Source organism: Novosphingobium sp. HNCC26DJ243 (assembly GCF_057180545.1).
The window spans coordinates 1-14732 of record NZ_JBXUGN010000009.1; the positions used below are offsets into that span (position 1 = coordinate 1).

General features: G+C 63.4%; 13 protein-coding genes. 1 reads left to right on the forward strand and 12 read right to left on the reverse strand.

The window, feature by feature from the left end:
- Positions 1-308: 308 nt before the first annotated feature.
- The 5 genes from AC2A04_RS17580 to AC2A04_RS17600 form a co-directional block, all read right to left on the reverse strand.
- The gene (locus AC2A04_RS17580) at positions 309-1112 is read right to left on the reverse strand and encodes a class I mannose-6-phosphate isomerase (RefSeq protein WP_484213666.1); all 804 of its coding nucleotides are present in this window, start codon (positions 1110-1112) and stop codon (positions 309-311) included.
- The gene (locus tag AC2A04_RS17585) at positions 1112-2152 is read right to left on the reverse strand and encodes a mannose-1-phosphate guanylyltransferase (RefSeq protein ID WP_484213667.1); all 1041 of its coding nucleotides are present in this window, start codon (positions 2150-2152) and stop codon (positions 1112-1114) included. The genes AC2A04_RS17580 and AC2A04_RS17585 overlap by 1 nt, the downstream gene beginning before the upstream one ends.
- 45 nt (positions 2153-2197) lie before the next feature.
- Positions 2198-3487 (reverse strand): glycoside hydrolase family 130 protein, encoded by a 1290-nt coding sequence (locus tag AC2A04_RS17590; protein ID WP_484213668.1) that lies wholly within the window; start codon positions 3485-3487, stop codon positions 2198-2200.
- Positions 3474-5837 (reverse strand): glycosyltransferase family 4 protein, encoded by a 2364-nt coding sequence (locus tag AC2A04_RS17595; protein WP_484213669.1) that lies wholly within the window; start codon positions 5835-5837, stop codon positions 3474-3476. The genes AC2A04_RS17590 and AC2A04_RS17595 overlap by 14 nt, the downstream gene beginning before the upstream one ends.
- A gap of 200 nt (positions 5838-6037) precedes the next feature.
- Positions 6038-6793, reverse strand: a complete 756-nt coding sequence (locus AC2A04_RS17600; protein WP_484213670.1) for a TonB family protein — start codon at positions 6791-6793, stop codon at positions 6038-6040.
- A 173-nt stretch (positions 6794-6966) separates the two neighbouring features.
- On the opposite strand from AC2A04_RS17600, the gene AC2A04_RS17605 reads away from it, so the two are divergent.
- Positions 6967-7356: a response regulator gene (locus AC2A04_RS17605; RefSeq protein ID WP_484213671.1), complete on the forward strand. Its 390-nt coding sequence runs from the start codon at positions 6967-6969 to the stop codon at positions 7354-7356.
- Here AC2A04_RS17605 and fdhD read toward each other — a convergent pair.
- The 7 genes from fdhD to AC2A04_RS17640 form a co-directional block, all read right to left on the reverse strand.
- A complete protein-coding gene (fdhD, locus tag AC2A04_RS17610; RefSeq protein ID WP_484213672.1) occupies positions 7310-8095 on the reverse strand; it encodes a formate dehydrogenase accessory sulfurtransferase FdhD in 786 nt (261 codons plus the stop codon). The genes AC2A04_RS17605 and fdhD overlap by 47 nt on opposite strands.
- A complete protein-coding gene (locus AC2A04_RS17615) occupies positions 8085-8351 on the reverse strand; it encodes a formate dehydrogenase subunit delta (protein WP_484213673.1) in 267 nt (88 codons plus the stop codon). Before AC2A04_RS17615 ends, fdhD begins: the two co-directional genes overlap by 11 nt.
- Positions 8348-11206 (reverse strand): formate dehydrogenase subunit alpha, encoded by a 2859-nt coding sequence (fdhF, locus tag AC2A04_RS17620; RefSeq protein ID WP_484213674.1) that lies wholly within the window; start codon positions 11204-11206, stop codon positions 8348-8350. Before fdhF ends, AC2A04_RS17615 begins: the two co-directional genes overlap by 4 nt.
- Positions 11196-11729, reverse strand: coding sequence for a molybdenum cofactor guanylyltransferase (gene mobA, locus AC2A04_RS17625; RefSeq protein WP_484213675.1), 534 nt, complete (start codon positions 11727-11729; stop codon positions 11196-11198). The genes fdhF and mobA overlap by 11 nt, the downstream gene beginning before the upstream one ends.
- Positions 11726-13279 carry an NADH-ubiquinone oxidoreductase-F iron-sulfur binding region domain-containing protein gene (locus AC2A04_RS17630; RefSeq protein WP_484213676.1) on the reverse strand — a complete coding sequence of 518 codons (1554 nt, stop codon included), beginning with the start codon at positions 13277-13279 and terminating at the stop codon, positions 11726-11728. The genes mobA and AC2A04_RS17630 overlap by 4 nt, the downstream gene beginning before the upstream one ends.
- Positions 13276-13689 (reverse strand): NAD(P)H-dependent oxidoreductase subunit E, encoded by a 414-nt coding sequence (locus tag AC2A04_RS17635; protein WP_484213677.1) that lies wholly within the window; start codon positions 13687-13689, stop codon positions 13276-13278. Before AC2A04_RS17635 ends, AC2A04_RS17630 begins: the two co-directional genes overlap by 4 nt.
- Before the next feature lie 69 nt (positions 13690-13758).
- Positions 13759-14658, reverse strand: a complete 900-nt coding sequence (locus AC2A04_RS17640; protein ID WP_484213678.1) for a LysR family transcriptional regulator — start codon at positions 14656-14658, stop codon at positions 13759-13761.
- Positions 14659-14732 lie beyond the last annotated feature (74 nt).

The window sequence follows — 14732 nt, forward strand, 5'->3', positions numbered from 1 at the left end:
AACCTTACCAAATGTGACGCTCGGCGCGTTAGACGCCCCCCGTACCAACAGGCTCCCACCAACCTTCCGGCCAAGCCCGTTTCGCACAATCGCCGAAAATCTTCAAGCCAAGCTGCTGCATGTGCGAACTGTGGCTCCTCTCACAGAACCCCGAGGCACAGTCTACTGATGAGTTGCACGCGAGAAGCCAGGCTTTGTTACGGCGTTTACGCAGTTCTAAAGTGTACGGCGGACCATCAAGCGGCGAAAACGCATCCCCGATACTGTGAAGATCGTTCCGAACTGGACCGGATCGTCGAGCAGTAGTCTCAGACGAGAGCCCGGACGAGCAACGTAGCTCCCTCGGCGGGAAACTGTGCGCCACGCAATCCGTTGACCAGACCGCAGTCACCCGGGACGAGAACATCGCTGCCAACCACAACCGGCGCAGCGCGAGGGATGACAAGGCAGGGGCCATCATAAGCTGCGATCAAGGTTGCATCCGGCATGCCATCGATTCGATGCACGACAAAATACGGCCCATTCACGAGTTCGACCGTACCGTTTCTCGAAACGCTCCGATGAAGGGAGGTGTCGAGCGGCACGCCTTTGGCCACCTCGATGCCCTTGGCCAGATGCAACTCCCGAGGCCGCCCGTAGTCGTAAAGGCGATAGGTGATATCGCTGTTCTGCTGAATCTCGATCAGGCTGACGCCCGCGCCGATGGCGTGGACCGTTCCTGCCGGGATGTAGAAGAAGTCCCCCGCCGAAACCGGGTACCAGGTCATCAGGTCCTCGATCGTTCCATCGAGCGCCGCGCGACGCATGGCGTCGCTGCCGATCACTTGCTGGAAGCCGACGCCGAGCGTTGCGCCCGGCTCGGCATCGATGACCAGCCAGCATTCCTCCTTGCCACGGTCGCTTTCAGCCAGGGCAGCCGCCTCGGCATCGGAGGGATGGACCTGAACCGAGAGCTTTTCGCTGGTGAAGATGTATTTGACCAGAATGTCTGGCAGTTCAGCGGGCGGTTCGAACCAGACTTCGCCGATCCGCTTGCCCTCGGGCGCGACAAACGGCGCAGGGAGGACATCTTTGCCCCAGGGTTTCTCGACCATCCGCTTGGTCAATTGCATCACTGATTGGCTGCTCCGGACAATTTGCCGACGGACTGCGCACCTTCAGGCGTGCAGACCAGCACTTCGCCCCCATCGACCACGATCATCAGGTTCGAAGCGCCCACCACCGACACCCGGGGGCCGTCACTCATGACCATGACGTTCGAGCAGTCGCGAAGTTCCGCGTTTCCTCGGACGGCGTTGCCCGAAGCGTCGCGATCGAGCGCCTCGTGCAATGCCTGCCAGTTGCCGATGTCGGACCATGCCATGACTGCCGGGACCATCGCCGCGCGATCGGTATTTTCCATGACGGCGTAATCGACCGATTCACTGGGCACCCGAGCGAACGCTTCCGCATCCGGCAGGAACCGCATGCCATCGGCATGCCCTTTGGCAACGGCTTCCCTGACGGGGGCAAGGATCTCGGGGCGATGCCGTCCGAGTTCCTCGAGAAATGTGCCCACACGGAACGCAAAGATGCCGCCGTTCCACGCGTAATCACCGCTGGACAGGAATTCGAGCGCACGCGCCAGATCAGGCTTCTCGACGAACCGCTCGACCCGTCGTCCGCCCGTTCCGGAAATCGGCTCACCCTGCTTGAGATAGCCGAAGCCGGTTTCAGGCGCAGTCGGCACAATCCCGAATGACACCAGCCAACCTTGCGCCGCAAGCTCCGACGCCTCGCGCGCGGCGGCACGGAAGGCATCACAATCGCCGATGTGATGGTCGCTCGGGCAAACCAGCATGATCGCGTCTTCGGGCAGAGTCAGCGCAGCAAGCGCAATCGCGGCCGCCGTGTTCCTGCCCTGCGGTTCGACGATGATGCGGGTGCTGGCGCGATCAGGCAGCTGGTCTTCGACATGCTCGAGATGCGCAGCGCCGGTCACGATTACCGGATCGCCGAACCCGGCTTCCCGTTCGCACCGCAGAACCGTTGCAGAAAACAAGGTGCTTTCGCCAACGAGAGGAAGAAACGGCTTGGGCTTCTGCTTGCGCGAGCGCGGCCAAAGGCGGGTTCCGCTACCCCCGCACAAGACAACAGGAACTGTTTCGATCATTTGCTACCTGAACCAGAATGGACGCTCGCGCCTTTATGCACGCACCTAAGGGAAAGTCCCCATCATTGCCAGCAACTCGGAAACGGACGTCGTCGCAAATCCCACGGCACTGTCAGAGATTCCATAAGGAACCAATAACTGCTCGCCAACCATCAACGCGCCACAGGTGTAGACGACGTTCGGCACATAGCCGAAGCGGTCCGCATCAATGGCGGTGAGTATCGGCTTGGCCGATCGGGCAATCACTTTGGATGGGTCGTCACGATCGAGCAATGCGCAACCCAGCGCATACTTGCGCATGGCACCAACGCCGTGGGTGAACAGCAGCCAGCCGTGCTCTGTCAGGATCGGACTGCCGCAATTGCCGATCTGGACGAACTCCCAAGGAAACTCGGGTTCCATCAGCAGCACGCCATCATCGTCCCAGCAATCCAGCCGGTCCGAACGCAGCAGGAACAGGTTCTTGCCGTCCTGACGCCCGACCATGCAATACTGGCCACCGACCTTTTGCGGAAACAGCGCCATACCCTTGTTACGGCCCGCTTTTCCCTCGATCGGTTCAAGCACGAACTGGCGAAAATCAGGCGTGCGCAGCAGTTCCGATCGGATCGATGCGCCCGAATAGGCGGTGTAGGTACCGACCCATTCGAAATCACCGTTCCCGTGATCGAACCGCACGAGCCGCAAGTCCTCTAGGCCGCCGCGCTGCTGCTCGGTGATCGGAAACATCACGCTGTTGGACAGGCTGCTCTCGGCATGGCGATGGACGCTGACCGCCCCATCCTCGCGCATGGTGGCAAGGCTGTCGTTGGCCTGCATCGCCGTGGCGAAGTGGCTTTGTGGCCAGAGTTCGAAGGTTCCATCCGGCATGGCGATACCTTCGCGGAAGACGATTGAACTAATGTGCCCTTCGCCGACGGCACGCAGGCTCATCACGAAACGGACCGCGCCGCCGATCATGCCTGTCTGGTCGGGATGGGGCACGATGCTCGGGTTCATCAAAGCCGCCGCCGCGTAAGTGTATTCATGGCAGAAATAGGCGCCGATCAGGCGTTTCCGCTTCGGCGTAAGGCTGGAGCCGTCGAGCCCGAGCATTGTCTCGATCTCCGCGTAACGTTCCTCGAAGAGTTGCTCGGTCTGCCAGTGCCGCTCCTCGAAGTCGTGGAGAACGCGCGTGTATTCATCGTCGGCTTCGCTCTCGCTGAGCGCGACAACGTCTTCGACCAGCTTGCCGGCGCGGGCACCCTGCCCGCCCGGTCCCTGCCAGCCAAGATGAAACGGTCGAAGCACCACCCGCGAAGGATCGGCATGAAGTCTCTGCTCAAGCACCTGCAAGCTTTTGACTACCCTTGTTGTTGATCCGTCCTGGCAGCGTATCGGCCATACCCTTGGCATTGTCGTTGCGCGTGGCACCATTGCGGTTGGCCAGGCTGCACATGGCGTAATGCGCCAACTGGAACGCAAGGATCGATTCCGCCCCGCAATTGAGATTTACACCCTGCGGCGTTACGCCATCTCGACAGCGCCCGCTGGCAAGGTCGGCCAGCACTTCACCGCGATCGTTGCCGCCGAGGAACCAGCGGTAAGCGGTTTCGGCATGGCGCAGCCAGTCGAGATCGCCGCTCACACCATAGGCCGCAGCAGCAGCATCGATCGCCGCCCAGGCTTCGACCGGCTGCTGGTCGAATGGAAGGTTGTCGTATTCGCGGCCGAAGGTTTCGGATCCGACCGGGCGGAAATGGCCCTGTGCCGAAAGCTGCTGGCGAGAGATGAAGCGCAGGCTCGACAGCCCGCTTTCTACCCAGTCATCGCGCTCGAGAATGGCACCGGCTTCGATCAGCGCCTGCGGGAGGCGCGGATTGTCATATCCCAGCACAGCTTCGAACCAGGCCCAATCAGGGCGTCGGGCCGTGGCGAGCAGCGAAGCGAGAATTTCGCCGCCACGTTCCAGGCATTCGCGCGCGCCAGCATGATCGGGGTTCGTGCGCAAAACGCAGACAGAGCCGAGCATGGCAAAGGCGACGGTCCGCGGCGAATCCATCGCAGCGACGGCAGCCAAGGTGATGTCGAACCACTGCGATGCCCAATGGCGCAAGCCCATATCGGGGGCGTGGCTTACGGCATGGCCCAAGGCCCAGACCGCGCGACCATTACTGTCCTGCGAACCGATTTCCTCGCACCACGTGCGCTCGAAGGTCATGAAGTTGCGGAACACCTGCCTGTCCGGGTTCCACGCGTGCTGGATGAACGACGCGTAGACAGTCGCCCAGCGTTGGCGCTCGGCCAGGGGCACAGTATCGGCCACACCCATCAGCATCAGGGCGCGCACGTTGTCATCGAGACAATAGCCATGACGACGATCGGGTACCGTCAGGATCGAGTGCTGAAGCATGCCGGTTGAATCGCTCATCGCGGCAACAGCGGAAAATCCGGGCGCAGCCAGCAATGGCACCGCCCGCACCGGCTGGACGATCACGCTTTCGACCAGATCCCGCGCAGCACCTGCGAAGCTTGGCCAGATCGTTTCACGGCCTTTGTCCCAGGCGCGACGCTGAACTGCGAGAAGTTCAGCCGGATCATCGAGCAGCTTGTTGACAGCGGCAGCGATAACTTCGGCCTGACGCGGCTCGACCAGCACCCCGACACCATCGGCGAGCAATTCGCGCGCGTGGACGTAAGGAGTCGAGACGACAGCCTTGCCCAGCGCAACCGCATAACTCAGCGTGCCCGAGGTGGACTGCTGCATATTGGGATAGGGCGTCAGGTATATGTCGCAGGCCTCGAGCTGATCGAGCAGCTCGTCGGTTTCGAGAAAGCGATTGTCCCACTGCACATTGTCGCCAACGCCCAGCTTCGACGCCAGTTCCACCAGACCCTCGCGATAGCTCTCACCTTCGCTCGCAACCAGGTTCGGGTGGGTCGCGCCCACGATGCGATAGATCACATCGGGGTGGTTCTCGACGATCGCAGGCAGTGCCTGAATAACTGTCTCCAGCCCCTTGCCGGGGCCCAGCAGACCGAACGTCATCATGACGGGGCGTCCGCCAAGGCCCAGCCGCGCCTTGTGTTCTTCGTTCCGGCCGAATGGGCGATCGGGTGCACCGTGCGGGATCACCGCAATCCGGTCTGGCGACACATGGTAGATCGATTGCAGCAGATCCATCGAGTGGCGCGACATGACCATGACCCGCGAGGCGCGGCGCAGCAGATGCTCGAGTACGGCGCGCTGCTTGGGCGCTGGCTCTGCGAGTACGGTGTGCAGGGTGAGAACGAGCGGCGCAGCCACGCGATCGACGAGTTCGAGGACCATGTCGCCACAGTCACCTCCGAAAATGCCGTATTCGTGCTGAAGCCAGACTGCATCGACCGCGTCTTCATTGATCCGGCGCGCGGCCGCGCGATAGTCCTCGGGCTGGTCGGCCAGGATTACGCCTCGCACGCCGGGATACTCGAGCGGCGACTTGGGATCGTCGATCACGTGTAGGTCCACCGCGACGTCGCCGTGGTGGGCACCCAACTGCTCGTGTATGTCGGTCGTGAAAGTCGCAATCCCGCACTTGCGCGGTGAATAGCCACCGATCAGGGCGATGCGATGGCGGGGCGATACCTGCGCGCCACGCAGGAAAGGCAGGACCGACCCTTGCGGCACGCCGCTCACAATGAATTCATCGTTGCTGGGCTTCATGGCGATAATGTTCCGAGTGCTTCGGGGTCCGCCGACTGCGCAGACCTTGACCGTTGCTGAATGAACGCACTGCGCGCGATCCGGTTTCATTGCAACGCAGCAATTGTAACAGCTCGCACGACTCTTTCGTCGCAAAACGCCTTCATCTCATCGACTTGAGAGCAATCCTGGCTTTATTTGGCTATTGTGCGCTGCATTATTCAAGGTTCAAACCAGCGCTGTTCCCAACCATAGGTCGTCTCTACTGCGACGCCATCGGCATTGGTCGCCGGGCGGAAACGGAAGCGTTCACGGGCGAGGCGGCAGGTTATCGCGTCCGCTTCGGGTACGCCGCTTGCGCGCCAGACCCTGCAATCCGAAACACGGCCATCGGTTCCCACGGTAAGCAGGATGACCACGCGCTTGCCAATGCGTTCCTGCTGGCTCTCGATCGGATAATCGCGCGTCGAACGGATGTCGCCCGCGATCTTCTCGGCCTTGCGGGCGAGGCCTCCGCCTGAGCCGTTGCCGCTCGCGCCGCTGCCGGTCCCCATGCCCTGCCCGCCCCCGCCGGTCCCCGCGCCCTGCGCCGCGGCACCGGAACGCGTATCGTTGCCGGTCGAGGCGACGGGAGGTGCAGGTGTCTTTCTTGCGGGCAAGCGCGCCTTGGCGACCGTCGCCTTCGCTTTTGCCTTGCGGCCTTCGGCACCGGACGCGCCGGCGGGCTCGGGAGCGGTGGGGCTGGGTGCGGGCTTGGGTGGTTCAAGCGGGACATCGAAAGTGCGCGTCGTGAACGTCTCGCGCGAAAGATTTGACAGCACCGGAACTCCGCCGAAGCCGTGAATGACCAGCCAAAGCACGCATAGATGCAGAAAAATGGCCAGTCCCGTGGCAGCGACGCGATCTCTTCCCGCCGCGGACGGCCGGTCGACATAGCGTGCGGACATGTGCGAATCGCTCTCGGCCATCGCCTTCATTAACCCCAAGTCGCGTCTCGGGATCCGTGAAATTTGGATCCGAATTGCGACCAACCGCCTGCTCCTTGCGACCGTACCACGTTGCGACCACGGAAAATGCGGTAATGTGCAATTCGTGGTACTGTGACACTCGCCGATCCCCGGCGTGCCAATGCCAGTCGAAGGGTTGAGCGATGCGTGTCCTGCTTGTCGAGGACGAACCACTGCTGGCAATGCTGCTGGAAGAGAGTCTGGCCGATCTGGGCCATGAACCCGTCGGAGCGGCTGCCAATGTGGAGCAGGCCCACGCGCTGCTTGATCTTGGCGCGGTCGATTGCGCCCTGCTCGATTTCTCGCTCGGCGGGTCCGATACCTCGGTCGAGATAGCCCAGCGCCTCGAACGCCTGCGCGTTCCGTTCTGCTACCTCAGTGGCCACAGCACGCTTGAAGCCGATAGCGGCGCGCCGGATGCTCCTTTGCTGACCAAGCCGGTGGCGATGGATTCGCTGTCGCGCGCACTGGAAGCGATGGCCGCGCTCAGGCCTCGAGCAGACTGTCCCTCCGGGCAAGGCTCACCAGCCTGAGGTTGTTCGCGCGCGCCTGATCTACTGCGAGAGAAGAAGCTGCCGAAATCGTGATTAGTACCGGGCAGTTTGCGATCACCGCCTTCTGCACCAGTTCGAAGCTGCAGCGCGCCGTCAGCACGATGAAATGGTCATGTACCGCCAAACCTGAGCGAGCCGCAGCGCCCAGCAACTTGTCGAGCGCATTGTGGCGGCCCACGTCCTCGCGGACCATCATAATGGTCCCATCGGCCATGCAGAGGGCTGCCGCATGGGCGGCGCGCGTGGCGATGCCAAGCAGCTGCCGCTCGCCCAGCGCATCAACCGCGCGGAATATCGTGGCAGGCTCCACCTCCAGCCGGGCCGAGACCGGCACGAGCGGGCGCATGACCTGTTCAAGGCTCTCGATCCCGCACAGCCCGCAGCTGCCTTCGGCCAGCCGCAGGCGCGCGCGTTCGAGCAGAGGGCCTGCACCCGATGCAGCGAGCTGCACGCGCAGCATCCAGCCTCCGCCATCGACAGCCGCCGCATCGGCCGAGAGGAATTCGTCTGCCGAGGCGATCAGTTGCTCGGACAGGCAGAAGCCCAGAGCATAGTCTTCCAGATCGGCAGGGGTCGCCATCATCACGGCGTAGCCCACGCCATTGATCTCGATCGCGACGGGCGCTTCCTCGATCAGCGCACGCTCTATGGTCCGTGCGCCTGAGCCATCGGCAAAGTGTTCGCGGAACGCGAAGTCCCGCGTACCTTCAACCGGCATCTGAACCGTGGAATGCCGGGTCCGTGGCGCGCGTCTGCGGCGATGGGATCCGACCTTGCGCGATCCGCTTCATGGCATCGGCGGCAATCGGATCGAGGTGGGCATTATCCTGCGCCAGCAGCATGTCGATCATCACCGGCGTCCAGAACGCCACGATGTGATCGGCGACTGACGCTACGGGCCGGTCATCGAGCGCCATGTTGCGCGCGATCTGGTTGGCCATGTAGGCCAGCTTTTCGACGGTCTGCCCGCTCATTCCGCCGGCTCCATCGCGCCTTCATGGCCCACGATCCGGCGCGAGCGCGTCGCCTGTGCCTCGTAGTCCTCCTGCCAGTCGGTGGGGCCGTTCGACGGGGTGATCTGTACAGCAGTGACCTTGTACTCGGGGCAATTGGTCGCCCAGTCAGAATAGTCGGTCGTGACGACGTTGGCCTGTGTGGCAGGGTGGTGGAACGTGGTATAGACCACGCCCGGTGCCACGCGATCCGTCACCAGCGCCCGCAGCGTGGTTTCACCTGAACGGCTGGCGAGCTTCACCCAGTCGCCGGTCTTGACGCCACGGTTCTCGGCATCGGTCGGGTGCATTTCGAGCACGTCTTCGGGGTGCCAAACGGTGTTGGCCGTGCGCCGGGTCTGCGCGCCCACGTTGTACTGGCTGAGGATGCGCCCCGTCGTCAGCAGCAGCGGGAAGCGCGGGCCGGTACGCTCGTCGGTCGGCACGTAGTCGGTCACCACGAACTTGCCCCGCCCGCGCACGAAGCCGTCGATGTGCATGATCGGCGAGCCATCGGGCGCCTGGTCGTTTACCGGCCATTGCAGCGAGCCCTCTGCATCGAGCCGCTTGTAGTTCACCCCGCTGAAAGTCGGGGTCAGCCGCGCGATCTCGTCCATGATCTCGCTGGGGTGCGTGTAGTTCCAGTCAAGCCCGATGGCGCGCGCGAGTTCCTGCGTGACCTGCCAGTCTTCGTAACCGTTCAGCGGCTCCATCACCTTGCGCACCGGCTGGATACGTCGTTCGGCATTGGTGAAGGTGCCGTTCTTTTCGAGGAACGTCGAGCCGGGCAGGAACACGTGCGCGTAGTTCGCGGTCTCGTTGAGGAACAGGTCGTGGACGATAACGCATTCCATGGCGGCAAGACCTGCCGCAACGTGCTTGGTATCGGGGTCCGACTGAAGAATGTCCTCACCCTGGATATAGATCGCCTTGAATGTGCCGTCGGTCGCGGCATCGAGCATGTTGGGGATGCGCAGGCCCGGTTCGGGATCGATCGGCACGCCCCATTCCGCTTCGAACAGCGCACGCGTGGCGGCATCCGAGACATGGCGATAGCCCGACAGTTCGTGCGGGAACGAGCCCATGTCGCAAGCACCCTGCACGTTGTTCTGCCCGCGCAGGGGATTTACGCCCACCCCGCGCCGACCGATGTTGCCGGTGGCCATCGCAAGGTTGGCAATCGCCATCACGGTGGACGAGCCCTGCGAATGCTCGGTCACGCCAAGACCATAGTAGATCGCGCCATTGCCGCCGGTGGCATAGAGCCGCGCCGCGCCGCGGATCGCCTGCGCATCGACGCCGATCACCGGGGCAAGGAATTCGGGGCTGTTGCGCTCCTGCGCAACGAAATCGGCCCAGTGCCTGAACTCGTCCCAGTCGCACCGCTCGCGAATGAAGGCTTCGTTGGCGAGCCCTTCGGTCACGATCACATGCGCAAGCGCAGTCAGTACGGCAACATTGGTGCCAGGACGCAAGGGAAGATGGAAATCCGCCTCGATGTGCGGGCTGCGCACCAGATCGGTGCGGCGCGGATCAATCACGATCAGCTTCGCGCCTTTCCGCAACCGGCGCTTCATGCGACTGGCGAAGACGGGATGCCCATCGGTCAGGTTCGCACCGATCACAAGGATCACGTCGGAGTCCTCGACGCTGTCGAAATCCTGCGTTCCCGCAGAAGTGCCGAACGTGGTCTTCAGACCGTAGCCGGTCGGCGAATGGCAGACCCGGGCGCAAGTATCGACGTTGTTGGTGCCGAAGCCTGCCCGGATCAGCTTCTGGACTAGGAAGGTCTCCTCGTTGGTGCAGCGGCTCGAGGTAATGCCGCCAAGGGCATTGCGGCCATAGGTCTCGCGGATGCGATTGATCCGCGTTGCAGTAAAGGACAGCGCCTCTTCCCAGCTCACCTCACGCCAGGGCTGGTCGATCGTCTCGCGGATCATCGGCGAGAGGATGCGCTCCTGATGCTGGGCATAACCCCAGGCAAAGCGGCCCTTGACGCAGGAGTGGCCCCGGTTTGCCTTGCCGTCCTTCCACGGCACCATGCGGACGACCTGCTCCCCGCGCATTTCGGCGCGGAAGGTGCAGCCGACGCCGCAATAGGCGCAAGTGGTGACAACCGCGCGCTCGGGCTTGCCGATCTCCTTGACCGCCTTTTCCTGCAGGGTCGCGGTCGGGCAGGCCTGAACGCAGGCGCCGCAAGATACGCATTCGGACGACAGGAAACTGTCTGAATCAAGCCCGGCAGAAACCTTCGAGCCGAAGCCGCGCCCTTCGATGGTCAGCGCGAAGGTGCCCTGCACCTCGTCGCAGGCACGCACGCAACGTGAGCAGACGATGCACTTGGACGGATCGAAGTCGAAATAGGGGTTCGAAGTGTCGGTCGGTGCGCCGAGATGGTTGTCACCCTCGTAGCCGAAGCGCACATCGCGCAGGCCCACGGCGGCGGCCTGGTCCTGCAGCTCGCAATCGTTGTTGGCGCTGCAGGTCAGGCAATCGAGCGGATGATCGGAGATGTAGAGTTCCATAACGCCCTTGCGCAGCTTCTGCAGGCGCGGGGTTTGCGTATGGACCTTCATCCCCTCGGCGACCGGCGTGGTGCATGAGGCCGGCGTTCCGCGCATCCCGTCGATCTCGACAAGGCACAGGCGGCACGATCCGAACTGCTTGAGATTGTCGGTCGCGCAAAGCTTGGGAATCGAACCACCGGTCAATGCGGCAGCACGCATCACGGTCGTGCCGGCGGGGACGGTGACGTCCCGTCCGTCGATCGAACAGGTTATCTGCGTTTCGCTGCTGACTTCCGGGGTGCCGAAATCTGCCTGACGTTCATAGCCCATGGGATCGCCTCTCCGCAGACTCGAGGTCCGCCGGTGTATTGATATTAGCAGGATTTTGCTCGAGCCGCACCGCCCGTGCGCCAATGCTCTCGGCAAAGGCCAGCATCGAATGGCGCCCATCGCTTGTCAGCAGCGCATCGAGTGTCGTCGAACAGGAAGTCGGCCACAGTCCGATAACCGGCTGGTCCGCGCAGTAGGCGGGCGCTGCGCCCAGTTGCCCGAGAAGATCGTCGGAAATACCGACGCTGTCGACAGCACAGGTCAGGACCGCGTCGTACCCGGCATCGCGAGCGTGATGGAGCGCGGCGGCAATCCCGCCCAGAGGCCCCATGCTCGCATGCGGCCAATCGGGCAGGGTGGGTGCGGGCGCAGTCTCGCGGCCGACGACAACAACCGCATCGCAAAGCCCTTCAAGCGCCTCGACCGCGTGCGCCAGAAGCGTGCGCCCGCCCAGTTCGGCAAGCGCCTTGTCGCTCCCGAAGCGGGTCGACTGGCCGCCGGCAAGGACCGCACCCAATATCATTCGGCAGCTTCCTTCGCTGCATCTGCCCCGAAATCCTCGGGGAAATTGCGGAGCGCCGACAGTACCGGATAGGGCGTGAATCCGCCCAGCGCGCAGAGCGAGCCGAACTTCATCGTCTCGCACAGGTCTTCGAGCAGGGTGATCTCGTCACCGAGCGAGCGCTCGACCTTTCGCGCATTGTGCATCTGCGGAAGCGCCTCGACGCGGTCCGGCGCGCGACCAGCCCGCGCACGGATGCGGTCGATCAGTTCCACGCCACGCGTTGATCCGATGCGGCAGGGCGTGCACTTGCCGCAGCTCTCGACCGCGCAGAATTCCATGGCGAAGCGAGCCTGTGCGCTCATGTCCACGGTGTCGTCGAACACCGTGATGCCGGCATGGCCGATCAGTCCGTCGTTGGCGGCAAAAGCCTCGTAGTCGAACGGAAGGTGGAACTCGGAAGGCGGGTGATAAGCGCCCAGCGGTCCGCCGACCTGCACCGCGCGCACCGGCCGTCCGGATTCCGTGCCCCCGCCGATGGTCATCACCAGTTCGCTCAGCGTCACGCCGAAGCCGATCTCGAACAGCCCGCCGTGCCTGATGTTGCCTGCAAGCTGGATCGGCATCGTACCCTTCGACCGCCCGAACCCGACGGCCGCATAGGCCGCCGCGCCATTGGCCATGATCCACGGCACCGCCGCCAGCGTCAGCACGTTGTTGACCACGGTCGGCTTGCCGAACAAACCTTCCAATGCAGGCAGCGGCGGCTTTGCTCGCACTTCGCCGCGCTTGCCCTCGAGACTGTTGAGCAGCGAGGTTTCCTCGCCGCAGACATAAGCGCCTGCGCCCACGCGCACTTCGAGTTCAAACGGCGCAACGAGATGCGCCGAGGACCTCACTGCCGCGTCCATCTTGGCAATGGCATGCGGATATTCGCTGCGGATATAGACGTAGCCCTTGGCGGCGCCAACGGCGTGTGCCGCAATCGCCATGCCTTCGATCAGCATGAAGGGATCGCCCTCCATCACCATGCGGTCGGCAAAGGTTGCGCTGTCTCCTTCGTCGGCATTGCAGACGATATACTTCGTGTCGGCCCCGGCCCTGGCGACGGTGGTCCACTTGATGCCCGCCGGGAAACCCGCACCACCACGCCCGCGCAGGCCGGATTCGGTGACTTGGGCAATCGTCGCCTCGGGCCCGAGTTCGCGGGCCCTGGCCAGACCCTGCCACCCGCCATGGGCCGCGTAGTCGTCAAGGCTCAGTGGCCGTGTCTTTCCTGCACGCGCGAATGTGAAGCGCTGCTGCTTCGCGATGAAGGGATGCTCTTCGATCCGCCCGATGGCCTTGGAAGATGTGCCGCCGAGAACCGATGCAACGTCAGCCGGGTCCAGCGGGCCGAAGCCCATGCCATTGATTTCGGCCAGGGGCTCAAGCCAGTGCATGCCCCACGACGACACCCGCTCCACGGTGCAGCCCGCTGCCACAAACGCCGCCGCAACCTCATCTGCTCCGCAAGCCAGGGCCAGCGCATCGTCACTGATCCGCACAATGATTGTGTCTTGGGTGGTCATGCGAGCGACTCCACCAGCGCACCAAGCTTTGCCGCATCGAGCCGGGCATGGACCTTGTGTCCGACCATCGCGTTGGGACCGACCGAGCACAGCCCGAGGCAATAGACGGTTTCGACCTTCACGCGTCCATCGCCGGGCAAGGTCGCTGCCAGTGCCTCGACCCCGCGCGACTGGCAAGCCTCGGCGCGGCACAGCTTGAGCACCGCGCGCGGCTCGGGCGCTTCATGGAAATCGTGGTAAAAGCTCACCACGCCATGCACGTCTGCGCGGCTGAGGTTCAGTCCGGTGGCAATCGCGCGGATCGCATCCTCGGACACGAAGCCAAACTCCGCCTGCACGTCATGCAGGATCGGCAGAAGCGGCCCTTCCCGCCCCGCATGGGCCGCGATGATCTGTTCAAGTCTCTCCATACTGCTTGCCTTGATCCGAACCCAGCAAACGTCAAATTGAAAAACGCGAAGCCTGATAGGAAATATCTATCACAGCTCCACGCCTTCCACCGCGATGCCTCCTGCAATCGCCAAGGCAACCCGCGCCAACGGCCCTAAAGGCGTCCGATTGACTACCACGAGCCCGATGCGGCGCATGTCGCCCGGTTCGTCGAGCGGCAGGAAGCGTATCCATTCGAGGCCGGAAAGCAGGCTCGCGTAGGTATCGGGTACGATCGTGCAGAAGGCGCCCGACCTTACGAAATCGAGCAAGGTGACATAACTGTCCGCCACGGCGCGCGGCGTGGTCGAGATGCCCTGAGCGGCAAGGCGCGAGTCGAGAATGCGGCGAAACTGCATTCCCTGGTGCAACAGGCACAGCGGTTGCTCCGCCGCTTCGGACCAGCCGATGCGCTCGCGCCTGTCGAAAACGCCGCCGGCCTTTGCGACGAAAAGGTAGCGCTCAGCATGAAGCGGCACGGACAGGACGTTTCCGGGCGGCTCATGATCGAGATAGGTCAGCCCCGCGTCGCACTCGAAGGCGTTGAGCGACCGCTCGATCTCGCGCGAGGTGGCCGAACGCACCGACAGCGAGAGCCCCGGATGCTGGGCAAGCACGGCTTGGCCGAAGGCACCGACGAGCGGCAGGGCTGCGGGGATTGCCATGAGCGAGAATTCACCGCTGAGGGGCATCGCTCCTGCCGCGACCGCATTGGCCATGTTGCCCACCGCCCCTAGGATCTGCTCGGCCCATGGCAGGATGGCCTCGCCATGGGCGGTGAGGCCGACAAAGCGGCGATCGCGCTCGACCAGTCGCTGGCCCAGTTCCTGTTCGAGCGCTGAAAGTCCGGCCGACAGCGTTGGCTGCGAAACACCGCATTCAGCCGCAGCATTGGCGAAATGGCGCAGGCGCGCGATGGTCACGAAATAGCGCAACTGGCGAAGATGCATCGGGCAATCGCAGTCCTGATAGAGCGAGGCTATCAACGCATTTGAAGGAGCGCTGTCAATCGGGGCGCGGCATT